At 68.4% G+C, this 23,567-nt stretch carries 23 protein-coding genes; 4 read left to right on the plus strand and 19 right to left on the minus strand.

Translation table 11 applies throughout. The features are described 5' to 3' along the window. The 9 genes from JWP60_RS18645 to JWP60_RS18685 form a co-directional block, all read right to left on the minus strand. A partial coding sequence (locus JWP60_RS18645; protein ID WP_299794777.1) for an enoyl-CoA hydratase occupies positions 1–571 on the minus strand: 571 nt, incomplete at its 3' end. Between the two features lie 94 nt (positions 572–665). Then, entirely contained in the window at positions 666–1,403 is a 738-nt protein-coding gene (locus tag JWP60_RS18650; protein ID WP_299794779.1) for an SDR family oxidoreductase, read from the minus strand. Positions 1,404–1,407: 4 nt separating this feature from the next. Beyond that, positions 1,408–2,217 carry a thioesterase family protein gene (locus JWP60_RS18655; protein WP_299794781.1) on the minus strand — a complete coding sequence of 270 codons (810 nt, stop codon included), beginning with the start codon at positions 2,215–2,217 and terminating at the stop codon, positions 1,408–1,410. A 145-nt stretch (positions 2,218–2,362) separates the two neighbouring features. Further along, entirely contained in the window at positions 2,363–3,568 is a 1,206-nt protein-coding gene (locus tag JWP60_RS18660; protein ID WP_299794783.1) for an acetyl-CoA C-acyltransferase, read from the minus strand. Further along, on the minus strand, positions 3,565–3,981 hold the full coding sequence (locus JWP60_RS18665) for an endonuclease domain-containing protein (RefSeq protein ID WP_299794785.1): 417 nt from the start codon (positions 3,979–3,981) through the stop codon (positions 3,565–3,567). The genes JWP60_RS18660 and JWP60_RS18665 overlap by 4 nt, the downstream gene beginning before the upstream one ends. Before the next feature lie 57 nt (positions 3,982–4,038). Next, on the minus strand, positions 4,039–6,441 hold the full coding sequence (locus JWP60_RS18670; protein WP_299794903.1) for a 3-hydroxyacyl-CoA dehydrogenase/enoyl-CoA hydratase family protein: 2,403 nt from the start codon (positions 6,439–6,441) through the stop codon (positions 4,039–4,041). Between the two features lie 69 nt (positions 6,442–6,510). Then, entirely contained in the window at positions 6,511–6,927 is a 417-nt protein-coding gene (locus tag JWP60_RS18675; protein WP_299794787.1) for a DUF2147 domain-containing protein, read from the minus strand. A gap of 110 nt (positions 6,928–7,037) precedes the next feature. After that, the gene (locus tag JWP60_RS18680; RefSeq protein ID WP_299794789.1) at positions 7,038–8,834 is read right to left on the minus strand and encodes an acyl-CoA dehydrogenase C-terminal domain-containing protein; all 1,797 of its coding nucleotides are present in this window, start codon (positions 8,832–8,834) and stop codon (positions 7,038–7,040) included. Positions 8,835–8,840: 6 nt separating this feature from the next. Continuing rightward, a complete protein-coding gene (locus JWP60_RS18685) occupies positions 8,841–9,539 on the minus strand; it encodes a TetR/AcrR family transcriptional regulator (RefSeq protein WP_299794790.1) in 699 nt (232 codons plus the stop codon). Between the two features lie 472 nt (positions 9,540–10,011). On the opposite strand from JWP60_RS18685, the gene JWP60_RS18690 reads away from it, so the two are divergent. Continuing rightward, on the plus strand, positions 10,012–10,992 hold the full coding sequence (locus JWP60_RS18690) for a tripartite tricarboxylate transporter substrate binding protein (RefSeq protein WP_299794791.1): 981 nt from the start codon (positions 10,012–10,014) through the stop codon (positions 10,990–10,992). Between the two features lie 5 nt (positions 10,993–10,997). After that, positions 10,998–11,810 carry an amidohydrolase family protein gene (locus JWP60_RS18695; RefSeq protein ID WP_299794792.1) on the plus strand — a complete coding sequence of 271 codons (813 nt, stop codon included), beginning with the start codon at positions 10,998–11,000 and terminating at the stop codon, positions 11,808–11,810. A gap of 163 nt (positions 11,811–11,973) precedes the next feature. Here the strand turns inward: JWP60_RS18695 and JWP60_RS18700 are convergent, their stop codons facing one another. The 3 genes from JWP60_RS18700 to JWP60_RS18710 are packed head-to-tail and all read right to left on the minus strand — an operon-like array spanning position 11,974 to position 14,328. Beyond that, the gene (locus JWP60_RS18700) at positions 11,974–12,825 is read right to left on the minus strand and encodes a fumarylacetoacetate hydrolase family protein (protein WP_299794793.1); all 852 of its coding nucleotides are present in this window, start codon (positions 12,823–12,825) and stop codon (positions 11,974–11,976) included. 19 nt (positions 12,826–12,844) lie between these two features. Beyond that, on the minus strand, positions 12,845–13,585 hold the full coding sequence (locus JWP60_RS18705; RefSeq protein WP_299794794.1) for an SDR family NAD(P)-dependent oxidoreductase: 741 nt from the start codon (positions 13,583–13,585) through the stop codon (positions 12,845–12,847). Then, positions 13,582–14,328 carry an SDR family oxidoreductase gene (locus JWP60_RS18710; RefSeq protein WP_299794795.1) on the minus strand — a complete coding sequence of 249 codons (747 nt, stop codon included), beginning with the start codon at positions 14,326–14,328 and terminating at the stop codon, positions 13,582–13,584. Before JWP60_RS18710 ends, JWP60_RS18705 begins: the two co-directional genes overlap by 4 nt. Positions 14,329–14,474: 146 nt before the next feature. Here JWP60_RS18710 and JWP60_RS18715 point away from each other — a divergent pair, with 146 nt between their 5' ends. Together JWP60_RS18715 and JWP60_RS18720 are read left to right on the plus strand one after the other, a co-directional pair. Further along, positions 14,475–16,001, plus strand: a complete 1,527-nt coding sequence (locus JWP60_RS18715) for an altronate dehydratase family protein (protein ID WP_299794796.1) — start codon at positions 14,475–14,477, stop codon at positions 15,999–16,001. A gap of 127 nt (positions 16,002–16,128) precedes the next feature. Then, entirely contained in the window at positions 16,129–17,187 is a 1,059-nt protein-coding gene (locus tag JWP60_RS18720) for a malate/lactate/ureidoglycolate dehydrogenase (RefSeq protein ID WP_299794797.1), read from the plus strand. 140 nt (positions 17,188–17,327) lie between these two features. Here JWP60_RS18720 and JWP60_RS18725 read toward each other — a convergent pair whose 3' ends face one another. The 7 genes from JWP60_RS18725 to JWP60_RS18755 form a co-directional block, all read right to left on the minus strand. Continuing rightward, positions 17,328–17,681, minus strand: a complete 354-nt coding sequence (locus tag JWP60_RS18725) for a hypothetical protein (protein WP_299794798.1) — start codon at positions 17,679–17,681, stop codon at positions 17,328–17,330. A 105-nt stretch (positions 17,682–17,786) separates the two neighbouring features. Further along, positions 17,787–18,473: a ligase-associated DNA damage response endonuclease PdeM gene (pdeM, locus tag JWP60_RS18730; protein WP_299794799.1), complete on the minus strand. Its 687-nt coding sequence runs from the start codon at positions 18,471–18,473 to the stop codon at positions 17,787–17,789. Between the two features lie 127 nt (positions 18,474–18,600). Beyond that, entirely contained in the window at positions 18,601–19,239 is a 639-nt protein-coding gene (gene slmA / locus JWP60_RS18735) for a nucleoid occlusion factor SlmA (RefSeq protein WP_299794800.1), read from the minus strand. Between the two features lie 99 nt (positions 19,240–19,338). Continuing rightward, on the minus strand, positions 19,339–20,673 hold the full coding sequence (locus JWP60_RS18740; RefSeq protein ID WP_299794905.1) for a sensor histidine kinase N-terminal domain-containing protein: 1,335 nt from the start codon (positions 20,671–20,673) through the stop codon (positions 19,339–19,341). 95 nt (positions 20,674–20,768) lie between these two features. Next, a complete protein-coding gene (locus tag JWP60_RS18745) occupies positions 20,769–21,470 on the minus strand; it encodes a response regulator transcription factor (protein ID WP_299794801.1) in 702 nt (233 codons plus the stop codon). A 3-nt stretch (positions 21,471–21,473) separates the two neighbouring features. Continuing rightward, complete coding sequence (gene argB / locus JWP60_RS18750) at positions 21,474–22,364, minus strand: acetylglutamate kinase (protein ID WP_299794802.1); 891 nt, start codon at positions 22,362–22,364, stop codon at positions 21,474–21,476. Between the two features lie 52 nt (positions 22,365–22,416). Beyond that, positions 22,417–23,529 carry a glycosyltransferase gene (locus tag JWP60_RS18755; RefSeq protein ID WP_299794803.1) on the minus strand — a complete coding sequence of 371 codons (1,113 nt, stop codon included), beginning with the start codon at positions 23,527–23,529 and terminating at the stop codon, positions 22,417–22,419. Between the last annotated feature and the right edge of the window lie 38 nt (positions 23,530–23,567).

The raw sequence follows: 23,567 nt of genomic DNA on the forward strand, positions 1-23,567 counted from the left end.
GCGCCTGCGTGCTCGCGTAGCCGTTGGCCTCGGTGGGCGGCAGCACGCGATTGACCAGGCCGACTTCCTGCGCCGCTTCCGCCATGAAGGGCTCGCCCAGCATCAGCGCCTCGGCCGCGCGGTGGTAGCCCAGCATCTGCGGCACCAGCAGGCTGGCCGCCGCTTCCGGGCAGAGGCCGAGATTGACGAAGGGCAGCGAAAAGGCCGCGTTGTCGCCGGCATAGACCAGGTCGCAGTGGAACAGCATGGTCGTGCCGATGCCCACGGCCGGCCCGCACACGGCCGCCAGCAGCGGCTTGGGAAAGGTGGCGATGGCGCGCAGGAAGCGCAGGCCGGGTGCGTCCTGGCCCGAGGGCGGCGCGTTCAGGAAGTCGCCGATGTCGTTGCCGGCGCAGAAGACCGTCTCGTGGCCTTGCAGCAGCAGCACGCGCACGCTGTCGTCGTCGCGCGCCCGCTCGATCGCATCGGCCAGTGCCGCATACATCTCGGCCGTCAGCGCGTTCTTGCGCGCGAGCCGGTTGAGGGTGAGGGTCATCACGCCGGATTCGGCGTGGACGAGGATGTCGCTCATTGCAATGCTTCCTTGAGGAAATCGACCATGTTGCGCCACGCGAGGTAGGCGGCGGGACTGGCCACGTCGAAGTAGAAGGCGATGGCGGGCTGCATCAGAACTTCTCCATCCACGGCCGCAGGTCCAGCTCGTGGGTCCAGGCGTCGCGCGGCTGCGTGTGCAGCATCCAGTAGGTTTCGGCGATGTGGTCCGGGTTGACGATGCCGTCCTGCTCCTTCAGCGCGTAGCGCTCGGGGAAGTTGTCGCGGATGAAGGCGGTGTCGATGCCGCCGTCGACCACTACATGCGCCACGTGGATGCCGCGCGGCCCCAGCTCGCGCGCCAGGCTTTGCGCCAGCGCGCGCAGCGCCGCCTTCGCCCCGGCAAAAGCCGCGAAACCGGCGGAGCCGCGCAGCGAGGCGGTGGCGCCGGTGAACAGCATCGTGCCCTGGCCGCGCGGCGCCATGCAGCGGGCCGCCTTGCGCGCGTTGAGGAAGCCGGCGAAGCAGGCCATCTCCCAGATCTTGAAGTACTTCTGCGCGGTCTCTTCCAGCACCCCGGCGCGCACGTTGGCGCCGATATTGAAGACGAAGACTTCGATCGCGCCTATGCGCGCCTCGATGTCGTCGAACAGTGCGTCGACCTCGTCCTCGTTGCGGGCGTCGCAGGCAAAGCCGTGTGCCTCGCCGCCGGCCGCGCGGATCTCCTCGATCAGCGGCTGCAGCTTGTCGAGAGTGCGGCGGGTGGCGCACACCGTGTAGCCGCCGCGCGCAAAGCGCTTTGCGATCGCGCCACCCGTGGCGTCCCCCGCGCCGACGACCAGCGCGATGCGGCGCGCGGCTGCTGCTGCCATGGGCTCACTCCTTGTAGTACATGACCTGGTGGGTGGTGGCCAGGAGCTCGCCGCTTTCGCTCCACGCCTGGCCGGCGTGGTCGAAGTATCCGCCCGCGAAGCCCTGCCCGCGCGCCTGCGCCAGCAGATATCCGGAGCCGGCCGCAGCCAGTTGCTGCGCGCACGCATGGAAGTAGATCGTCAGGCTGACGGTGCCGAGCGGCGTCTGCCGCGCGCGCCGCAGCCAGATGCGCGGGAAGAAGACATCGCACAGGGCCGCGAGCGAAGCGAAGTCCAGCGGCCGCGGCGGATCGTCGCGCACCCAGAGGCGGCTGGTGCTGTCATCGCTGCCCTGTCCTTCCCAGGTGCGCGGCAACACGCCGAGCACGAAGCGCATGTCGTAGCGCTCCAGCCAGGCGACGCCACGCCGCGTGGTGCGCGGCACGTCCAGCGGCCGCGGCGCCTCGGGCATGCGCAGTTCGTGCGCACCCCAGGTGGGTCGGCGTACGGCCGTCAGCGCCGTGGCCGTGGCGACGAGTTCATCCCCTTGGCGCATCTCGATGATCCAGTGCTGGGTGGACCGATTGGTGCGCACCGGGCGCGGGTGCAGGCTGAAGGCGCCGTCGGCCAGCGCCGCAGCGAAGTTGATCGTGAAGGCGACCGGGTCGCCGAGGCGCTGCGGATGCTGCAGCACGGACTGCAGGCACTGAGCGGCGGTGATGCCGCCGAAGGGGCCGATGAAGTTGGCGTAGGGGGGGCTGGTGTGGCCTTGCCACGCGCCGTCGCCTTGCGGCTGCAGGGAGATGGCGTTGTCGAAGGGGTGGGGTGCGGTCATGCGGCCTCGTGAGGGGTGGACTTCACTCCCTCTCCCGCCGCGCGGGAGAGGGTGGGGGTGAGGGTGCGTGCAATGCCGGCGCCGCTGCCCTCACCCCTGCCCTCTCCCGCAAGCGGGAGAGGGAGAAAGAAGGGAATGCGGCGGCTCAAACCCGCTCGAAAATCCCCGCCGCCCCCTGCCCCATCCCCACGCACATCGTCACCATCCCGTACTTCAGGTTCTTGCGCCGCAGCGCATGCACCACCGTCGCGGAGCGGATCGCGCCGGTGGCGCCGAGCGGGTGGCCGAGTGCGATGGCGCCGCCCATGGGATTGACCTTGGACGCATCGAGACCCAGAGTGGCTATCACCGCCAGCGACTGCGCGGCGAACGCTTCGTTCAGTTCGATCCAGCCCATGTCGTCCTGCTTGAGGCCGGCGTTCTTCAGGGCCGCGGGAATGGCTTCGATGGGACCGATGCCCATGATCTGGGGCGGCACGCCGCGGCTGGCGTAGCTGACGAAACGCGCGAGCGGCTGCAGCCCGAAGCGCTTGACGGCCGCTTCGCTGGCCAGGATCAGCGCGCCGGCGCCGTCGGAAGTCTGCGAGCTGTTGCCCGCCGTCACGCTGCCGCGCGCCGCGAACACGGGCTTGAGTCTGGCGAGTGTTTCCACCGTCGTGTCCGGCCGCGCGCCTTCGTCGAGGTTGACCTTGCGGGTGGCGATGCTGACTTCGGCCGACGCGAGGTCGAGCGAGCGCTCGGCCACTTCGACGGCCGTGATCTCATCGCCGAACTCGCCGGCCTTCATGGCGGCGATCGCCTTCATGTGCGACCGGTAGGCGAATTCATCCTGCGCATCGCGGCTCACCTTCCATTGGCGCGCGACCTTTTCGGCGGTGAGCCCCATGCCGTAGGCGATGCCGTAGCTCTCGATGTCGTCGGGGTTGGAGAAGATGGTGGGCGACAGCGAGGGCGTGTTGCCCATCATGGGCACCATGCTCATGCTCTCGGTGCCGGCGGCGATCATCACGTCGGCCTCGCCGACGCGGATGCGGTCGGCCGCCATCTGCACGGCGGCCAGCCCGGAGGCGCAGAAGCGGTTCACGGTGATGCCGCCGACCGACTTCGGCAGGCCCGCGAGCACGGCGCCGATGCGCGCGACGTTGAGCCCCTGCGGCCCTTCGGGAATCGCGCAGCCGCAGACAATGTCCTCGATGGCGTGCGGGTCGAGGGTCGGGACCTGCGCGAGAGCGGACTTCAGCACGCTGGCGAGCAGTTCGTCCGGCCGCATGTTGCGAAAGAAGCCACGATGCGAGCGCCCGATGGGGGAGCGGGTGGCGGCGACGATGTAGGCGTCCTGGATTTGTTTCACTGGTCAGGCTCCTGGCTGTTGGCTCCTTCCCCCTCCGGGGGAAGGCTGGGATGGGGGCGCTCGCCCACCAGCCCGAGTTGTTCGGCGATGACGCTCAGCACGCCATCCATGTTCGTCAACGGTTCGTTGGTCGCGAATCGCAGGACCGCGAAGCCGTGGGCGCGGAAGAATGCATCACGATCGGCGTCGTACTCCACCTGGTCGGCATGCTGCGAGCCATCCAGTTCCACGATCAGTTTCGGCGCCAAGCAGGCGAAGTCCGCAACGTAGTTACCGAGCGGGTGCTGCCTGCGAAACTTCACCCCGAGTTGCTCCATGCGCAGTTTCGACCAGAGTTTCCGCTCCGAGTCGGTCATGCCCGCCCGCAATTTGCGGGCGTTGCCGTGCGTGGTGGAGAAGGCCTGGTTCCGCATGGGAGCGCCCCCATCCCGGCCTTCCCCCGGAGGGGGAAGGAGGGAGACAGGGCAGCCTCAATTGCGCACCGGCTTCCCCGTACTCAGCATCCCCAGGATCCGCTCCTGCGTCTTCGGGTGCTGGACCAGCGCGCAGAAGGCCTGGCGCTCCAGCGTCATCAGGTATTCCTCCGTCACCAGCGTATTGGCGTCCACATCCCCGCCCGTGACCACATTGGCAATCAGCGAAGCGATATGAAAGTCGTGCGCGCTGGCAAAGCCGCCATCGCGCAGGTTCACCAGTTGCCCCTGGATCGTCGCCTTCGCGCTGCGGCCCGCCACCGGGAACAGGCGCTTGTGCGGCGGGCGGTAGCCCGCGTCGTACAGCGACTTCGCCTGTTGCAGCGCGATGTACAGCAGTTCGTCCTTCTGCGGCACGACGATGTCGCTCTCCAGCAGGTAGCCTAGCTTGCGCGACTCGATCGCGCTCGTGCCCACCTTGGCCATCGCGGCGGCCGTGAACCCCTCGGTCAGGAACTTCAACAGGTCGCGGTCGGTGCTGCTCGCCGCGTTCTCCGCGGCGCGGCGCGCGATGTACGTGAGGCCGCCGGCCCCCGGCACCAGGCCGACGCCCACTTCCACGAGGCCCATGTAGCTTTCCATCGCCACCACGCGCCTGGCCGAATACAGCCCCAGCTCGCAGCCACCGCCCAGGGCCAGCCCGCGAATCGCGGACACCACCGGCACGCTCGCATAGCGCAGACGCAGCATCGTCTGCTGCATGAAGCCTTCCGCGTCTTCGATGGCCGCCACGCCCACGGCAATGAAGGCCGGCAGCGTCGACTCGAGGTCGGCGCCGGCGCTGAAGGGTTCATCGCCAGACCAGATCACCATGCCCTGGAAGTCCTTCTCGGCCATCTCCACCGCCTGCTGCAGGCCCTCGCACACCTCGGGGCTGATGGTGTGCATCTTGGTCTTGAGGCTGACGATCAGCACCTCGTGGTCCAGCGTCCACAAGCGGATGTTCCGGTCCTCGTGCAGCGTCGTGCCCGCAGCCTCGAAGCGGGGACCCGCCTCGCCGCGCAGCAGCTCGAGGAACAGCTGGCGCTGGTACACCGGCAGCACGCGACGCGGCGCGAACTTGCCGCTGGTGGGATTGAACGATCCCTGCTCGGTGTGCACGCCGCCCGCGTCGGCGACCGGGCCCTTGAACACCCACTCGGGCAGCGGCGCGTTCGAGAGCGTCTTGCCGGCCGCGATGTCCTCCTGGATCCACTGCGCCACCTGCAGCCAGCCCGCCTCCTGCCACAGCTCGAACGGGCCCTGCTTCATGCCGAAGCCCCAGCGCATCGCCTGATCGACGTCACGCGCGGTTTCGGCGATCGTGGCCAGATGCACGGCGGCGTAGTGGAAGCTGTTGCGCAGAATGGCCCACAGGAACTGGCCCTGCGGTCCGGTCGCATTGCGCAGCAGCTTCAGGCGCTCGGCAGCCGGCTTCTTCAGCATGCGGCCATAGACCTCGTCGGCCTTCTGGCCGCCGGGAATGTACTCCTCGCTTTCCAGCTCGAAGCGCAGGATGTCGCGGCCCACCTTCTTGTAGAAGCCGGCCTTGGTCTTCTGGCCGAGGTTGCCGAGTGCGATCAGCTTGGCCAGCACCGGCGGCGTGCCGAAGCTGCCATAGAAGGGATCGGTCTCGGGCGACAGCGTGTCCTGCAGCGTCTTGACGACGTGCGCCATCGTGTCCAGGCCCACGACGTCCGCCGTGCGGAAGGTGCCGCTGGAAGCGCGACCCAGCTTCTTGCCGGTGAGGTCGTCGACCACGTCGAACGACAGGCCAAATTTCTCCACCTCGCGCATCGTGCCCAGCATGCCGGCGATGCCGACGCGGTTCGCGATGAAGTTGGGCGTGTCCTTGGCGCGCACCACGCCCTTGCCCAGCGCACTGGTGACGAAGGTCTCCAGCTGGTCGAGGATCCCGGGCCGCGTGGTCGGCGTGGCGATCAGTTCCACCAGCAGCATATAGCGCGGCGGGTTGAAGAAGTGGATGCCGCAAAAGCGCGGCTTGAGCGCATCGGGCAGCGCCTCGGACAGCTTCGTGATCGACAGGCCCGAGGTGTTGGACGCGACGATCGCATGCTTGGCGATGTGCGGCGCGATCTTCCGGTACAGATCGAGCTTCCAGTCCATGCGCTCGGCGATCGCCTCGATCACCAGGTCGCATTCGCCCAGCAGCGCCATGTGCTCTTCGTAGTTCGCGGGCTGGATCAGACCAGCGTCTTCCGGCACCCCCAGCGGCGAGGGCTTGAGCTTCTTCAGGTTCTCGACGGCCCGGGTCACGATGCCGTTCTTCGCACCGTCCTTGGCCGGCAGATCGAACAGCACCACCGGCACCTTCACGTTCACCAGGTGCGCCGCGATCTGCGCGCCCATCACGCCGGCGCCCAGCACGGCCACCTTCCTCACCAGGAAGCGGTTGGCCATCGCCCTGGCAGCCGCGGCCTGCACGGCGGCTTGTTCGTCTTGGTCCTTGTTCATGTCGATGGCTCCCGGTTACTGCACGCGCACCCAGGTCTGCGTGCGGTAGAACGGGCCGAGGTAGCCCCGCACCTGCAGCTTCTGGCCGTTGTCGACCGGCGCGAGCTTGAGCGTGTATTCCTTGCCGTTCTCGGGGTCGAGGATCTTGCCGTTCTCCCACACGTCCTGCCCATCGGCCTTGCGGGCCCCGCGGATGATCTCCAGCCCCTGGATGGCCTGGCCCTTGCGTTCGTCCTTGCACTCCTCGCAGGTGGGCTTGGCGTCCTTCTTCAGGGTCTTCTCGATGCGGCCGGTGAGCACGCCGCCGGATTCGCTGATGCGGATCTCCGCCTTCGCTTCGCCGCTCTTGTCGTCGATGCTGCGCCAGAGGCCGACGGGTGAGACCTGGGCGAACACGCCGCCAGCTACCAGGAGGAGCCCCAGGAATGTCATTGCGGGCTTGACCCGCAATCCACGCGCGACACGAGCGCCGCTTGGATCCCGGGTCAAGCCCGGGATGACATCCATTTTCGGCCGTTGTTCGCAGTGGGTCTTCATGCTGTTCATGCCAGTGCCAGGTCGGTGTCCATGAGATTCTTCACGCCAGCGCGCGCGGTGCGCATCAGCGTGGCCGTTTCGGGGAACAGGCGCGCGAAGTAGAAGCGCGCCGTCTGCAGCTTCGCCTGGTAGAAGGGATCGGTGTCGCCGGACTCGATCTTCTTCAAGGCCACCTGCGCCATCCGCGCCCAGAAATAGCCAAACACCAGGTGGCCGAGCACGCGCAGGTAGTCGACGGCCGCGCCGCCCACTTCATCCGGGTTCTGGTAGGCCTTGAATCCAAGCTCGGTGGTGAACTTCGTCATCTGCTCGCCGAGGTAGGCCACCGGGTTGATGAACTCCGCCATCTTCTCGTTGACGCCTTCTTCCTCCACCAGCTGCGCCACCAGCTTGCCCAGCTTCTTGAGCGTGGCGCCGTTGTTGCCCAGGATCTTGCGTCCCAGCAGGTCGAGCGACTGCACGGTGTTCGTGCCTTCGTAGATCATGTTGATGCGGTTGTCCCGCACGAACTGCTCCATCCCCCATTCCTTGATGTAGCCATGGCCGCCGAACACCTGCATGCAGGCATTGGTGGCGATGTGCCCGTTGTCGGTGAGGAAGGCCTTGACGATGGGCGTGAGCAGCGCGACCAGTTCCGCGCTGTCCTTGCGCACCTTCTCGTCGGGGTGGTACAGCTCCTTGTCGATCAGCATCGTGCAGAAGATCGCCAGCGCGCGGCCGCCTTCCGCATACGCCTTGGCGGTGAGCAGCATCTTGCGCACGTCGGGGTGCACGATGATCGGGTCGGCCGGCTTGTCCTTGGCCTTCACGCCCGAGAGCGAGCGCATCTGCAGGCGCTCCTTGGCATACGCCAGCGCGTTCTGGAAAGCGGCTTCGGTCAGGCCCAGCGACTGGTTGCCCACGCCCAGGCGCGCCGCGTTCATCATCACGAACATCGCGGGCAGGCCCTTGTTCGGCTCGCCCACCAGCGTGCCGACGGCACCATCGAGCACGAGCTGCGCGGTGGCGTTGCCGTGGATGCCCATCTTGTGTTCCAGGCCGCCGCAGAAGATCGGATTGCGCGCGCCCAGCGAGCCGTCGGCATTGACCATGAACTTGGGCACCAGGAACAGCGAGATGCCCTTGCTGCCCTGCGGCGCATCCGGCAGGCGCGCCAGCACCAGGTGCAGGATGTTCTGCGTCATGTCGTGCTCGCCGGCGGAGATGAAGATCTTGTTGCCGGTGATCCTGTAGGTGCCGTCCGCCTTCGGTTCGGCCTTGGTGCGCAGCAGGCCCAGGTCGGTGCCGCAATGCGGCTCGGTGAGGCACATGGTGCCGGTCCACTCGCCCGAGACCAGCTTGGGCAGGTACATCTTCTTCTGGTCGTCGGTGCCGTGCTGGTGCAGCGCCTCGTACGCGCCGTGCGACAGGCCCGGGTACATCGTCCACGCCTGGTTGGCGCTATTGAGCATCTCGTAGAGGCACTGGTTCAGCACCAGCGGCAGGCCCTGGCCGCCGTACTCGGGGTCGGCGGACAGCGCCGGCCAGCCGCCTTCGATGAACTTCGCGTACGCATCCTTGAAGCCGGTCGGAGTCTTGACCTCGTGCGTCTGCTGGTCGAGCACGCAACCTTCGGTGTCGCCGCCGATGTTCAGCGGGAAGGTCACTTCGGCGGCGAACTTGCCGCCCTCTTCCAGCACCGCGTTGATGGTGTCCGCGTCGATGTCGGCATGGCGCTGGCACGGCTTGAGCTCGTTGGCCACGTCGAACAGCTCGTGGATCAGGAACTGCATGTCGCGCAGCGGCGGGGTGTACGTGGGCATGGGTTCTTACTCCTTGGCGCTCTTGGCGGGTCGGGCGGGTTTGATCGGGGACGGGGGGGAAGCCGCGGCGCCGCAGCGCTGCAGGATGTTCTCGAAGCCCGCGCTGGCGCGGGCGATGGAGCCGGGGTTCTTGAGGAAGCGCGCCTCGTAGTGCAGCGCGAGGATCAGGCCGTGGATCTCGAACAGCATCTGCTCCTCGTCGGTGGAGGCATCGAGGTGGCCCTCCTGCTTGGCCAGCGCAATGGCGCGCTTCATGCCGGCATGCCAGGTCTGCACCGACCCGGCCAGCGCATCGCGCACCGGCCCGGGACGGTCGTCGAATTCGACCGCGCCCGAGATGTAGATGCAGCCCGAGTCGAGTTCGACCGAAGTGCGCTGCATCCAGTTGGCGAACAGGGCGCGCAGGCGCGGCAGGCCGCGCGCCTGGCTCAATGCCGGATAGAACACCTCCTGCTCGAAGCGCTGGTGGTATTCGCGGATGACGGAGATCTGCAGTTCCTCGCGCGAGCCGAAGTGGGCGAACACGCCGGACTTGCTCATTTGCGTGACCTCGGCCAGCGCGCCGATGGACAGGCCTTCCAGCCCGATCTGCGTGGCCAGGCCCAGGGCTGCATCGACGATCGCCGCCTTGGTCTGCTGCCCCTTCTGCAGGGCCTTGCCTTCGCGCGCACGGGTGCGCTTGACGGGCAGGTGGGTGACGGACATGGCAGGCTGGATGAATAAAACGAACGGTCGTTCTATTTTGCAGCATTTCGGGCGGATGCGGAAGAAGAGAAAGCGCCAAGGCCGGAGCGCCCCCGCCCCAGCCCTCCCCCGGAAGGGGAGGGAGCAAGACCGAACCGGGCTCAGGCGCCGAAGCGCGCGGCGATCGCTGCCAGCAGCTGCTCGGGGGCGGCTGCCGAGACTCGCCGGGTGCTTCTTGCCCAGGATCTCCGCATAACCGTCCCTTGTAGAGCATCTCGAGATTCGGGCCCCAGGCCACGAACATGGGAAAGCCGGAGCCGAGCATGAGGTGCACCACCGAGCGAAGCGACTGCGGCCAGCCCTCGACCGGGCCGACGCCCGTGCCTGACCAGTCCCTGGCGCGCCCCTGCGTACGTGGTGTCCCCGAGGCGACCGCAGCAGGCGCGACGGCTAAGATGCTGCGGCACATCCGTAGGCACTGGAAGGAAACTCCATGACCCATGCATCGCGTCGCCGCCTGCTGGCCGCCACCGGCGCCCTGGTGGCCGCACCCATGCTCGCGCGAGCGCAGGAGACCATTGCCGGCGGACGCACCATCACGCTGGTGGTGTCCTATGCGGCGGGCGGAGGCGCCGACCTGATGGCGCGGCTGATCGCACCGCCGATGTCGCGGGCCCTGGGCCAGACCGTGGTCGTCGACAACAAGCCGGGCGGCGGCGGGCAGATCGCCGCGGGCATGGTGGCGCGCGCCACGCCGGACGGCACGCAGCTGCTGCTGGACGCATCGTCGTTCGCGGTCAACCCGGCGCTCTATGCCAAGCTGCCTTACGACACCGATACGGCCTTCGCGCCGCTGGCGGTGCTGGCGCTCTTTCCCAACGTGCTGGTGTGCAACCCCGCCTTCCCGGCGAAGACCGTCGCCGACGTGGTGCGTGCGGCCAAGGCCAGGCCGGGCGCGATCGCCTATGCCTCCTCGGGCAACGGCTCGGCGCAGCATCTCGCCGGAGCGCTGTTCGAAGACCGCGCGGGCGTCACCCTGCAGCACGTGCCGTATAAGGGCGGCGGCCCGGCGATGAACGACGTGATCGGCGGCCAGGTGCCGCTGTTCTTCGCCAACGTGGCTTCGTCCCTCGGCCACATCCAGGCCGGCAAGCTGCGGCCGCTGGCCGTCACCAGCCGGCAGCGCGCCCGCGCCCTGCCGGACATCCCGACGATGCAGGAAGCAGGCGTGCCGGGCTATGAGGTGCTGGAATGGAATCCGGTGCTCGCACCCGCTGCCACTCCGCCCGCGGTGCGTGCGCGCCTCGCTGCGGCGATCGCCAGGGCCATGGCCGACCCCGAGGTGCTGGCCCGCGTGCGCGCCCTGAGTGGCGAGGTCTTCGGCGGGGGCCCGGCACAGGCGGCCGACTTCCTGAACAAGCAGCGCGCGCTGTGGGCGGGCGTGGTGCGCGAGCGCAAGATCACCATCGGTTGAACGCGATGGCCAACCCTGTCACATTGCCTGCCGGCTGGGACTGTCATGTGCATGTCTTCGACGGCGCCGGCACCGCGCCCGGCGCTCACTACACGCCGGTGCCCCGGCCGCTGGCGCAGATCGAATCGGTGGCGCAGGCGCACGGCTGCGGCCACCTGGTGCTGGTGCAACCCAGCGTCTACGGCAGCGACAACTCGCTGATGCTGCAGGCCCTGCGCGCAGCCACGGGGCGGCATCGCGGCGTCGTGGTTTTGCATGGCGAGGAAAGCGACGCGGACCTCGACGCTATGCATGCGGCGGGCGTGCGCGGCGCGCGCTTCAATCTGGTCTCGCCCGTGGGCAGCACGCTCGAGGCCGTGCCCGAATTGCTCGAGCGGCTGGTGCCGATCGTGCAGGCGCGTGGCTGGCACCTGCAGTGGTATGCGCAGCCCGCGCAGCTGCCGCAGATCGAGGCCTGGCAGAAAGCATGCGGGCTGCCCTTCGTGCTCGATCACCTTTCCGGACTGACCGCGGCCCACGTGGACGACACCGCGGCCTGGGATTCGCTGCGCGCATTGGCGGATGCGGGCGCGTGGATCAAGCTTTCGGGCTGGTATCGCCTGCAGGCCACCGCGCCCTATGGCGCGCTGCAGCCACTGGTACGCCGCATCGCCCAATGTTTTGGCGAGCGCATCGTGTGGGGTTCCGACTGGCCGCACACCAGCTTCGCGCCGCAGGCCCTGCCGGCGTATGCAAGCTTGTGGCAACCGGTGGTGCGGGCGCTGGGGGATGCGCAGGCGCAGCGGGTGCGCGAGGCGGGGGCGCGGCTGTATGCGTGAGGGTGTTGGTCACGCAGGATGGGATGCGTGTATTGGATGTCATCCCGGGCTTGACCCGGGATCCACGACGGCCTGTGCCCGAGCGCCGTCGTGGATTGCGGGTCAAGCCCGCAATGACATCCGGGTGGATTGCGGGTCCAACCCGCAATGACATCCGGGAGCGTCAACTCGCCTTGTACGCCACCACCATCTGCCGCTGCTCGCCGAGGCCCTCGATCCCCAGCGTCATCACTTCGCCCTTCTTCAAATACCTGGGCGGCTTCATGCCCAGGCCGACGCCGGGTGGGGTGCCGGTGGTGATCACGTCGCCCGGCTCCAGCGTCATGAAGTGGCTGCAGTAGCTCACCAGCTTGGCGCAGTTGAAGATCATCGTGCGCGTGTTGCCGGTCTGCATGCGCTGGCCGTTCACGTCCAGCCACATGCCCAGGCGCTGCACGTTCGGGATCTCGTCGGCCGTCACCAGCCACGGGCCGATCGGGCCGAAGGTGTCGCAGCCCTTGCCCTTGTCCCACTGCGAACCGCGCTCCAGCTGGTATTCGCGCTCGCTCACGTCGTTGACGATCGTGTAGCCCGCGACGTACGCCAGCGCCTTGCTCATGGGAACGTACTGCGCGCGCGTGCCGATCACGATGCCCAGCTCCACCTCCCAGTCAGTCTTGACCGATCCGCGCGGCAGCATCACCGGATCGTTCGGTCCCTGGATGCAGCTGGTCGCCTTCATGAAGACGATCGGCTCGGACGGGATCGGCATGCCGCCTTCCGCGGCGTGGTCGGCATAGTTCAGGCCGATGGCGATGAACTTCGGCACCTTGGCGATCGGGCAACCGAAGCGCGGATTGCCGCGCACCGCCGGCAACTTGGCCGCATTGGCCTTGCGAATGCGCGTGAGGCCCACCTGCCCCAGTTGCTCCGGCCCGATGTCGGGCACGATGCTGCTCAGGTCGCGCAGCTTGCCTTCGTCGTCGATCAGGCCGGGCTTTTCGCGGCCGGGGTTGCCGTAGCGTACGAGTTTCATTGTTTCTTTCCTGTTGTTATCAATAGGTCGAACGGCCACCGGAGAGGTCGAACACCGCGCCGGTGGAGAACGAGCACTCCTCGGTGCACAGCCAGCCCACCAGCGCCGCGATTTCCTCGGGCGTGCCGAAGCGGCCCATGGGAATCTTCGAGAGCATGAACTGGATATGCGCCTCGCTCATCTGGTCGAAGATCGCCGTCTTCACCGCCGCCGGCGTCACGCAGTTGACGCGCACGCCAGTATCCGCGAGTTCCTTGCCGAGCGATTTGGTCAGCGCGATCACCGCCGCCTTGCTGGCACTGTAGGCGCTGGCATTGGGATTGCCATCCTTGCCCGCCACCGAAGCGATGTTGACGATGCGCCCGTAATCGGCGGCGCGCATCGCCGGCACAACTTCGCGGCAGCACAGGAACAGGCCCGTGAGATTGACCTCCATCACCTGCCGCCAGGCATCGACCGGGTAGTCCCACACCTTGGTGTTGGGGCCGGTGATGCCCGCGCTGTTGACCAGCGCATCGATCCTGGCCTCGCGCGCCAGCGTGGCCTGCACCGCGGCGCGCACGGAGTGCTCGCTTGCCACGTCGACCGGCACGAACGCACCACCGAGTTCCTGCGCGGCCCGCTGGCCTGCGGCCTCGTCGCGGTCCCACACCGTGACGCGGCCGCCCGAGGCGACCAGGCGCTGCGCGATGGCGAAGCCCAGGCCGGTCGCGCCGCCCGTGACCACCGCGTGGCGGCCTGCGAAATCGAGCCGGTTCATAGCGTGATCCCGCCATCGACCGGATAGGCCTGGCCGGTGACGAACTGCGATTCGTCGCTGGCGAGATACACCACCAGCGGCGCGATCTCCTCCGGCGTGGCGAGGCGTCCCATCGGCTGGCGCGCGACGAACGCGGCGCGCGCCGCCACCGGATCGGCATTGGCGTTGATGCGCTCCTGCAGCGAGGGCGTGTCCACAGTGCCCGGGCAGATCGCATTGCAGCGGATGCCGTTGGCCACGTAGTCGGCGGCCACGCTCTTGGTCAGGCCGATGACGGCCGCCTTGGTGGTGCCGTAGATGAAGCGATTGGGCAGGCCCTTGATGCTGCTGCACACGCTGGCCATGTTGATGATGCTGCCGGCGCCCTGCCCTTCGTGGTTCTGCAGCATGCGGGGCAGCGCCGCCTGGATGGCCCAGAACTGCGCCCGCACGTTGAGGTTCAAGGCGAAGTTCCATTCCTCGTCGCTGGCCTGCAGCACGCTGCCGCTGTGCACGAAGCCGGCGCAGTTGAACAGCACGTCGAGCGCCGGCATCGCCGCGATCACCCGCGCGATCGCCTGCTTGTCCAGCACATCGAGCTGCACGCAGCGCACGTTGGCGATGCGCGCGTAGTTGTCCAGGAGTTTCGGGTTCACGTCGGTGGCCCACACCTGCGCGCCCTCGGCGGCGAGGGCCAGCGCGCTGGCACGGCCTATGCCCTGGCCGGCGGCGGTCACCAGGGCGGTCTTGTTCTTCAGTCGCACGTTCGTGCTCCTTCCCAGGGGCTGGGGTGCGGGCGATTGTCGCCGTGCGCACCGGTCGTGGACGCTCGGGACTTCCAGAAAGGCGCCCGGTGCGCGCTTGGTGTAGGCTGGCGTCGAGCATCGCGCAGCCCAGCCCACGGAGCCCCATGACCCCCTTCATCCGCCTCCATCCCGCCGACGACGTTCTGATTGCCCGCTCGCAACTGGTGGGCGGCGCGACCGTCGAAAACGTCACTGTCCGCGGCTTGATCCCGCCGGGCCACAAGATCGCCGTGCGCGACATCGCGGCCGGCCAGCCGGTGCGCCGCTACAACCAGATCATCGGCTTTGCCAGCAAGCCGATCGCTGCTGGCGAGCACGTGCACACGCACAACCTCTGGATGGGCCCCGAGGCGGGCGCGTTCGAACGCGATTACGCTTTCGGCGCCGACGTGAAGCCGCAGCCCCCAGCGCGCGAAGCCACCTTCATGGGCATCCAGCGCGCGGATGGTCGCGTCGCCACGCGCAACTACATCGGCATTCTCTCCAGCGTCAACTGCTCGGCGACCGCGGCCCGCGCCATCGCCGACCACTTTTCGCGCCAGACCAATCCGAAGGCATTGGAGGCTTATCGCAACGTCGACGGCGTGGTGGCGCTCACGCACGGCACCGGCTGCGGCATGGACACGCAGGGCCTGGGCATGCAGATCCTCGAGCGCACGCTGGCCGGCTACGCGACGCACGCCAACTTCGCGGCGGTGATCGTGGTCGGCCTGGGCTGCGAGGCCAACCAGATCAACGCCTGGCTCGCGCACAGCAGCCTGCGCGAAGGCGAGACGCTGCAAGTGTTCAACATCCAGGACACCGGCGGCACGCGCAAGACCGTGGAGAAGGGCATCGGGCTGGTCAAGGACATGCTGCCCGCGGCCAACCGCGCGACGCGCGAGCCCTGCAGCGCGGCGCACATCACGATCGGCCTGCAATGCGGCGGCTCCGATGGCTATTCGGGCATCAGCGCCAATCCGGCGCTCGGGGCAGCGGTGGACTTGCTGGTGGCGCATGGCGGCACCGCGATCCTCTCCGAGACCCCGGAGATCTATGGCGCCGAACACCTGCTGACGCGGCGCGCGGTGCGCCGCGAGGTCGGCGAGAAGCTGGTCGAGCGCATCCACTGGTGGGAGCACTACACGCAGGTGAACGAAGGCGAGATGAACAACAACCCGTCGCCCGGCAACAAGGCAGGCGGGCTCACGACCATCCTGGAGAAGTCGCTGGGCGCGGTCGCCAAGGGCGGCACCAGCAACCTCGAGGCGGTGTACGAATACGCCGAGCCGGTCGCCGCGCACGGCTTCGTCTACATGGACACGCCGGGCTACGACCCCGTCAGCGCCACCGGCCAGGTGGCAGGCGGCGCCAACATGATCTGCTTCACCACCGGCCGCGGCTCGGCCTACGGCTGCGCGCCCTCGCCTTCGCTGAAGATCGCCACCAACACGGCGCTCTGGCAGCGGCAGGAAGAGGACATGGACATCAACTGCGGCGAGATCATCGACGGCCAGGCCTCGATCGCCGAAATGGGCGAACGCATCTTTCGCCTCGTGCTGGCCACTGCCTCGGGCGAGGCCAGCAAGAGCGAGCGGCACGGCTATGGCCAGAATGAATTCGTGCCGTGGCAGGTGGGCGCGGTGATGTGACGAGGATGTCATCCCGGGCTTGACCCGGGATCCATGCTGCGCCGGGACATGCGCCGTCGTGGCTTGCGGGTCAAGCCCGCAATGACATCCGGACATCCGAACAAATATCAAAACTCGAAGGAGACCCATGAGCAAGACCCTCCCCGCCGCGCACCTGCGCACCACCGTCACCGACATCCTCACCGCCGCTGGCAGCACGCGCGAAGAAGCGCAGGCGGTCGCCGCCAACCTGGTGCTGGCCAACCTGAGCGGCCACGACTCGCATGGCGTCGGCATGGTGCCGCGCTACATCGATGCGGTGCTCGAAGGCGGCCTGAAGCCGAACACCGGCATCGCGGTGAAGCTGGAGGCGCCCAGCCTGCTCGCCATTGACGGCCAGCGCGGCTACGGGCAGATCGTCGGCGAGCAGGCGATGGCCCGCGCCATTGCGAAAGCGCAGGAGACCGGCAGTTGCGTGATGGCGCTGGCCAACGCGCATCACCTCGGGCGCATCGGCCATTTCGCCGAAATGGCGGTGCAGCGCGGGCTGGTGTCCATCCACTTCGTGAACGTGCAGTCGCGCCCGGTGGTGGCGCCCTGGGGCGGCGGCGACGGGCGCTACGGCACCAATCCCTTCTGCGTCGGCGTGCCGCTGCCGGGCCAGCCGCCGTTCGTGCTGGACTTCGCGACCAGCCGCGTCGCGCAGGGAAAGATGCGCGTGGCGTACAACGAGGGCCGGCAGGTCGAGCCGGGCACGCTGATCGACGAGAAGGGCCGGCCGACGACCAACCCCGGCGTCGTGGTGGTGCCGCAACCGGGTGGCATGTTCGGCGCGCTGCTGGCCTTCGGCGAACACAAGGGCTACGGCATGGCCATTGCCTGCGAGTTGCTGGGCGGCGCCCTCACCGGCAGCGGCACCTGGCACCGGCCGGCAGACAGCCTGCGGGCGGTGATCAACGGAATGTTCACCATCGTCGTCGATCCGGCCAGGCTGGGGACGCAGAGCGAATTCGAGCGCGAGGCACTGGCCTTCGTCGAGTGGCTCAAGCAAAGTCCGCCGGCGCCCGACAGCGAAGGCGTGATGCTGGCCGGCGAACCGGAGCGCAAGGCGCGGCGCGAACGCGAAGCGGCCGGCATCGAGGTCGACGACCAGACCTGGCGCGAGATCGTCGCGGCGGGGAAGAAGGTCGGGGCGACGGTGGAATAAAGGATGTCATCCCGGGCTTGACCCGGGATCCATGCTGCGCCCGTGCCAGCGCCGCCCTGGCTTGCGGGTCAAGCCCGCAATGACATCCCACTGCGACACATTGCGGGTCAAGCCCGCAACGACATCCCTGCCCGACGCGCTTACCTCAAGCTCTGCCAGCGGCGGAAGTCGGTGCGGTGCTCGGCGCTCGGGGGTACGTTGACCCAGTAGTCGGTGACGATGCTCTGGCTGCCGCTCACGTCGCCGGCCGGGCCGCCGAGCACGGTGGTGGAATTGCGTTGCACCATCGCGCCGCCGGGCATCAGGCGGGCACTGGGAATCGCGGACGCCGTCGACGGCATGACGGTCACCGAGGCAGTGGCCGGTTGCACGGCCAGGCCGGTGCCCGAGCTCACCATGCCACCGGTGCCGGTGCTGACGCCTTCGGCCAGGACGGGAAGGGAGAGGAACGCAGCGACGGCGACGACGGCAAGGCCAGCACGTTGCACTTTCATGTGTGAACTCCTTGGAATGATTACCGCCCTATTCCAAGGCGCAGCCGTGGTGCCGCTCGCCAGCGCGCACCGATAGCCGATGTCGGCGGCCCACCGACACGCGCCCTACGGCACAGGCAGCACGGGCAGCGCGCGCACCAGCTCACCGGCGATCGGAAAGATGCGATCGCCCGCGCGCGGCTCGATCCGGTGCATGCCCGTGAAGTTGCCGAAGGCCGGCAGCACGCCGATGGCCTGGCCCGGCAGTTGGCCACTGTCGTCGCCCAGCCAGAAGCAGGGCAGCCGCAGGCGCTCGAACGCACGGCCCGTGACGCTGATGCAGGGATGCCAGTGGCCCGCCAGCACGTACGCGTCGGCCACCGGCCGCGGGTGATGGCACAGCGCGAAGGGGCCGAGCCGCAGCGGCTCGTCGACCACGGTGAAGCGCAGGGCGGCCGGCGGATCGCCCGCGCGGTCATCGTGGTTGCCGCGCACCAGGGTCAGCCCAAGATCGGGATGGCGCTCACGCCACGCGTGCAGCACGCCCTGCGTGCCGGCCGCATGCGAGCGCACCGAATGCAGGAAGTCGCCGAGGAACACGATGTGGCTTGCACCCGTATCCGCGAGCGCGCCATCCAGTTTGTCGAGCGTGCCGGCGGTGGTGCCGCGCGGTACGGGCACGCCCAGCTTGCGAAAGCTCACGGCCTTGCCGAAGTGCGCATCGGCGACCAGCAGCGTGCGCCAGGCGGAAAGGAACAGGGTGCCGCTGGGATGCAGCAGGGCATCCTGGCCGGCGAGGCGGATTCTGAGCATGGAATGAGGCAAGCGATGCCGGCTCTTGCTCGCAGGCTGGGCTTGCCGGAGGCGACCCCAGCGCTGCCGCTGGGGTGCGCTGCGCGCAGCCCAGCCTACCGCAGCGGGGCCGAACGCAAATGACAGGCTACAACATCCGCGCCAGCGATGCGTCCAGATGCTCCGACGGCAGCCGCTTGAACCCGGAGCGCGCAAAGCGCTGCAGCCGCCCGACGGTAAAGGCCGTCAGCACCGAGGCGCGCACGGCCGCATCCACCGTCGGCGTGGCCGCGTCGGCGCTCGCGCGCAGGCACTGCTTCAGCGAGGCCTCGACCTTGTCGAAGAACTGGTTCATGCGCTGCTGCAGGCGGTCGTTCTCGAACACCAGCGCATCGCCCACCATCACCCGCGTCATGCCCGGGTTCTTCTCGGCAAACTGGATCAGCATCGCCACGATGCGCCCGGCCTGGCCCGCGCCGGCCGGCTCGCGTTCGGCGATCTGGTTGATCAGGGTGAACACGCTCTGCTCGATGAACTCGATCAGCCCTTCGAACATCTGCGCCTTGCTGGCGAAGTGCCGGTACAGGGCCGCCTCGCTCACCTCCAGCCGCGCGGCCAGGGCCGCGGTGGTGATGCGCTCGGCACCCGGCTGCTCCAGCATGGTGGCCAGCGCCTCCAGGATCTGCACCCGGCGCTCGCCCGGCTTGGGACGTTTGCGCACCACGGCCACCGGGGCGGACTCGCCTTCGGGGGTGGGTACGGGGGAGTCGAGCTCGGCGTGGGACATGGATTGGGGCAGGTCAGCGATTGCCGAATGATTCTCGCATACCCGACCATGGGATCCACCCAGCCCATCCGGAGGACGGCCAGCAGCCACGCGCCACCGTCACTCAGGGAACGGGAGTGTCACTTTCAAGCCACGCGCGGCGGCGCCGGCCTGCAATTGCAGGTGGCTGTGGTGCACCCGCGCGATTTCCTCGGCGATCGCCAGGCCGAGGCCGTTGCCTTCACCCAGCGTGCCCTGCACCCGATAGAAACGCTCCAGGATGCGCGGGCGCTCGGCGGCCGCGACACCGGGGCCGTCGTCCTCCACTTCCAGGAAGGCCTGGCTGCCGCGGCGCCCACAGCGGATGGTCACGCAGCCGCCCTCGTGGCTGTACTTCACGGCGTTGTCGACCAGATTCGACAGCAGTTCGCGCAGCAGCCACTCGTGGCCCATCACCTGCACCGGCTCGGCATCCAGGCCGAGGTCGATGTGCCGCGCCGTGGCGGCGTCGAGGTGGCTTTCCAGCGTGTCTTCGGCCAGCGCCTTGAGGTCCACACGCAGTTGCGGCTGCGATTGCATCGCGCGGGCGTCGGCGCGGGACAGCGCGAGCAACTGGTTGGCCAGCTGCGAGGTGCGGCGGGTGGCGGAGCGCAGGCGGTAGACCTGGTCGGTGGGCAGCGCCAGCGTGTCTTGCACCGGCCGTGCGCTGGCGGCCTGGGCCCAGGCCTCCACCTGCGCCTGCAGGCCCGCGATGGGCGTGCGCAGCTGGTGCGCAGCGTCGGCGACGAAGCGGCGCTGGCTCTCGGCCTGCGCGTTCACCAGCCCGAACAGGCGATTGAGCGATTCGACCAGCGGCCGCACCTCCTCGGGCGAGGCGCCTTCGTCGATGGCGCTCAGGTCGCGCGGCGAGCGCCGCTCCACGGCCTCCTTCAGGGCGAGCAGCGGCCGCAGCGCCCGCCGCACCGCCCAGCCCACGGCGAAGGCGGCGGCGGCGATCAGCACCAGGTTGGGCAGCAGCACGCGCAGCACGATGGAACGCACCCATTGCTGGCGCGGATCCGAGCCATCGGCCACCGCGATCACCACGTCGCCCAGCACCGTCGGCTGGCGCTGGCGCACGATGCGCCAGGTGGCGCCCTCGTGCTCCTCGCTGTGCACTTCGGGCTCGCTGTTCGGCGGTGGCAGGCCGGCCAGCCAGCTCTCGCCCAGCAGCGTCTTGCCGTCGAGATCCAGGATGGCATAGGCGGCCGAGCCGGGGCGCTCCTTCAGGAACTCCTCCACCGGCGGCGCCAGCATCAACAGCGGTTGTTCGTCGTTGCTGCCGATCACGGAGTCGGCCAGCAGGGGCAGCAATGCGAGCAGGCGCTGGTCCTGCTGCGTGGCCACGTTGTCGGCGGAGCGGAATTCCAGCCAGGCGTTGGCCACGGCCAGCAGCACCAGCGGTGCGATCAGCATGATCAGCAGGCGCCGCCGCAGCCCCGAAGTGACGCCCAGCACCTCGGACGTGCGCGGCCCCGCGCGGCGCGCGCCCGGGGGCTGGAAGTAGAGCTTCACTCGCTCTCGGCCGGGCGCAGCTCCAGCCGGTAGCCAAAGCCGCGGATCGAGCGCAGTGCCACGCCATAGGGCTCGAGCTTGCCGCGCAGGCGCGAGATGTAGACCTCCACCGCGTTCGGCGTGATCTCCTTGTCCCACCCCGTCAGCGCCTGCAGCAGCTTGTCCTTGCTGGCCGGCTTGGGGGCGTTGATCAGGAGGTACTCCATCACCGTCCATTCGCGCGGGCCCAGCTCGATGGCCACCGACTGGCCATTGCGCTGCGCGGTGGCGCGCCGGTTGGCGGTATCGAGCTCGATCGGCCCGAACGAGAGCACCGCCGAAGTCGCCGCCTGCGATCGGCGCAGCAGCGCGCGCAGGCGCGCCAGCAACTCGGGCAGCTCGAAGGGCTTGATCATGTAGTCGTCCGCGCCCAGGTCCAGCCCCTGCACGCGATCGTGCAAGGCGTCGCGCGCGGTGAGGATCAGCACGGGCGTGTTCTGGCTGGCCATCTCCGGGCGGCGCAGGCGGCGCGTGAGCTCCAGGCCGTCCATGTTGGGCAGGCCGATGTCGATGATGGCGGCATCGAACAGCTCGCTGCGCAGCACCTCCTCGGCCCGCTCGCCGCTACCCACCCAGTCGACCGCATAACCGGCGTTGGCCAGCCCCAGCTTGATGCCGCTGGCCACCATCACGTCGTCTTCGACCAGGAGGAGTCGCATGCTCTATTCGGCCCGGATCATGGTGCCGTAGGCCTGATCCGTGAGGATCTCGAGCAGCAGCGCGTGCGGCACGCGGCCGTCGATGATGTGCACCGCATTCACCCCCGCCTTGGCCGCATGGAGCGCGCCGCTGATCTTGGGCAGCATGCCGCCGGAAATCGTGCCGTCGGCGAACAGCGCGTCGATCTCCTTGGCGGAGAGCTCGACCAGCAGCTTGCCGGACTTGTCCAGGACGCCCGGCGTGTTGGTCAGGAGCACCAGCTTCTCGGCGCGCAGCACCTCGGCCAGCTTGCTCGCCACCACGTCGGCGTTGATGTTGTAGCTCTCGTTCTCGTCGCCGAAGCCGATCGGGCTGACCACGGGGATGAAGTCGTCTTCCAGCAGCGCGGTCAGCACGCCGGGGTTGATCTCCACGATGTCGCCGACCTGACCGACGTCGTGTTCCTTGGACGGGTCCTTCTGGTCGACCATCTTCAGCTTGCGGGCGCGGATCATGCCGCCGTCGCGGCCGGTGAGGCCGACCGCCTGGCCACCCGCCTTGTGGATGAAGCCGACGATGTCCTGCTGCACCTCGCCGGCCAGCACCCATTCGACCACTTCCATGGTCTCGGCATCGGTCACGCGCATGCCCTGGACGAACTCGCCCTTCTTGCCCAGGCGATTCAGGGCCTGCTCGATCTGCGGCCCGCCGCCGTGGACCACCACGGGGTTGATGCCCACCAGCTTGAGCAGCACGACGTCCTCGGCGAAGTCGGCCTGCAGCTCGGGGTCGGTCATCGCATTGCCCCCGTACTTGATCACCATGGTCTTGCCATGAAAGTTGCGGATATACGGCAGCGCCTGGGCGAGGATCTCGGCCTTGTCGCGGGGGGCGATATGGGTGACGTCGTTCATGGGCGGGGGGGTGGAGGCCTGCAAATTGTGCCGCAAGCCGGGCCCCGGCACCTCAGCGGCGCGGGATCCAGCGCTGCATGCGGAAACGCACGATGCTGTGATAGGCCCACAGATAGGTCACCACGAACAGCAGCGTGAAGGCGATCAGCGCTGGCGTGCTGGCCCAGAACAGGCAGGCCGGGGCCGCGGACAACAGCGTGAAAGCCCACAGGTAAGGCGAGGTGCGGTTGTTGCGCATCAGCATGCGCCGGGCCGCGTCGTCGTGGAACACCTGGCGCACGATGCGCCGGAAGATCAGGTGGTGGAAGTGCAAGCCGTCGGCCAGCCCCGGCGACTGGCCGCGGGTGGACTTGCGCCAGATCGAGAACAGCGTCTCCCAGATCGGATAGGCCAGCAGCAGCACCGGGAACCAGGGCGAGACCTCCGGGTGGCGCTGCACCAGCTGCAGGGTGGTGATGGAGATCACCACGCCCCACAGGTAGGCGCCACCGTCGCCGGCGAAGATCAATCCGCGCGGGTAGTTCCACATCAGGAAGCCGGCGGTCGCCCCGCCCAGGACCACGACGATGCCAGCGAGCTCGCGATCGCCCACCGCCAGCGCCACGTAGGCAATCGCCATGCAGCAGATCAGGGAGACGAGCCCGGCGATGCCGTTGTAGCCATCGATGATGTTGATGGCGTGCGGCAGGCCCGACACGGCGATCACCGCCAGCAGGACGCCCGGCCAGGGCGTCATGGTCCAGAGCGAGTCGATGCCCGGCAGGTCCAGCCGCGGCAGCGTCAGCCCGAACACGATCACGGCCAGCAAGGCCGCCAGGGTGGTCGAAACCAGCCGCCAGCGCGCCTTGAGCTGGTGGGTCATGTCCTCGACGACGCCCGACACCACGCCCAGCAGCGCGATCACGCACCAGGTCAACGCCGCGTCGAGCCGGAACACGATGCTGTTGGGAATGTGCAGATACGGCTCGGACACGGACATCCACAGCCAGCCCACGATGCACGACAGCAGCATGGCGGCGCCACCCAGCCGCGACACGTGGCCGACGTGGAACTGTTGCGGCGCGGCCAGCGCCAGGTAGCGGCGGGACGCCTCCTGGCCGGCGCGCAGCAGCACGCCGCAGCCCAGCAGCGAGACAAAACCGGCCAACATCAGCAGGATCAGCATGCAGTCATCGTGGTCGGAAGGGAACGCGGCATTGTGGC

This window comes from Ramlibacter sp. (assembly GCF_028291745.1).
In the GTDB taxonomy this organism is placed as follows: Bacteria; Pseudomonadota; Gammaproteobacteria; order Burkholderiales; family Burkholderiaceae_C; genus Ramlibacter.

Bases quoted from the DNA above. Each gene is read 5' to 3' on its own strand.
- JWP60_RS18725 (WP_299794798.1), bottom strand. From the start codon at position 17,681: ATGAAAGTGCAACGTGCTGGCCTTGCCGTCGTCGCCGTCGCTGCGTTC.
- pdeM (WP_299794799.1), bottom strand. From the start codon at position 18,473: ATGCTCAGAATCCGCCTCGCCGGCCAGGATGCCCTGCTGCATCCCAGC.
- JWP60_RS18665 (WP_299794785.1), bottom strand. From the start codon at position 3,981: ATGCGGAACCAGGCCTTCTCCACCACGCACGGCAACGCCCGCAAATTG.
- JWP60_RS18755 (WP_299794803.1), bottom strand. From the start codon at position 23,529: ATGCTGATCCTGCTGATGTTGGCCGGTTTTGTCTCGCTGCTGGGCTGC.
- JWP60_RS18685 (WP_299794790.1), bottom strand. From the start codon at position 9,539: ATGTCCGTCACCCACCTGCCCGTCAAGCGCACCCGTGCGCGCGAAGGC.
- JWP60_RS18690 (WP_299794791.1), top strand. From the start codon at position 10,012: ATGACCCATGCATCGCGTCGCCGCCTGCTGGCCGCCACCGGCGCCCTG.
- JWP60_RS18715 (WP_299794796.1), top strand. From the start codon at position 14,475: ATGACCCCCTTCATCCGCCTCCATCCCGCCGACGACGTTCTGATTGCC.
- JWP60_RS18695 (WP_299794792.1), top strand. From the start codon at position 10,998: ATGGCCAACCCTGTCACATTGCCTGCCGGCTGGGACTGTCATGTGCAT.
- argB (WP_299794802.1), bottom strand. From the start codon at position 22,364: ATGAACGACGTCACCCATATCGCCCCCCGCGACAAGGCCGAGATCCTC.
- JWP60_RS18675 (WP_299794787.1), bottom strand. From the start codon at position 6,927: ATGACATTCCTGGGGCTCCTCCTGGTAGCTGGCGGCGTGTTCGCCCAG.
- JWP60_RS18720 (WP_299794797.1), top strand. From the start codon at position 16,129: ATGAGCAAGACCCTCCCCGCCGCGCACCTGCGCACCACCGTCACCGAC.
- JWP60_RS18655 (WP_299794781.1), bottom strand. From the start codon at position 2,217: ATGACCGCACCCCACCCCTTCGACAACGCCATCTCCCTGCAGCCGCAA.
- JWP60_RS18740 (WP_299794905.1), bottom strand. From the start codon at position 20,673: ATGCTGATCGCACCGCTGGTGCTGCTGGCCGTGGCCAACGCCTGGCTG.
- slmA (WP_299794800.1), bottom strand. From the start codon at position 19,239: ATGTCCCACGCCGAGCTCGACTCCCCCGTACCCACCCCCGAAGGCGAG.
- JWP60_RS18670 (WP_299794903.1), bottom strand. From the start codon at position 6,441: ATGGCCAACCGCTTCCTGGTGAGGAAGGTGGCCGTGCTGGGCGCCGGC.
- JWP60_RS18745 (WP_299794801.1), bottom strand. From the start codon at position 21,470: ATGCGACTCCTCCTGGTCGAAGACGACGTGATGGTGGCCAGCGGCATC.
- JWP60_RS18650 (WP_299794779.1), bottom strand. From the start codon at position 1,403: ATGGCAGCAGCAGCCGCGCGCCGCATCGCGCTGGTCGTCGGCGCGGGG.
- JWP60_RS18700 (WP_299794793.1), bottom strand. From the start codon at position 12,825: ATGAAACTCGTACGCTACGGCAACCCCGGCCGCGAAAAGCCCGGCCTG.
- JWP60_RS18705 (WP_299794794.1), bottom strand. From the start codon at position 13,585: ATGAACCGGCTCGATTTCGCAGGCCGCCACGCGGTGGTCACGGGCGGC.
- JWP60_RS18680 (WP_299794789.1), bottom strand. From the start codon at position 8,834: ATGCCCACGTACACCCCGCCGCTGCGCGACATGCAGTTCCTGATCCAC.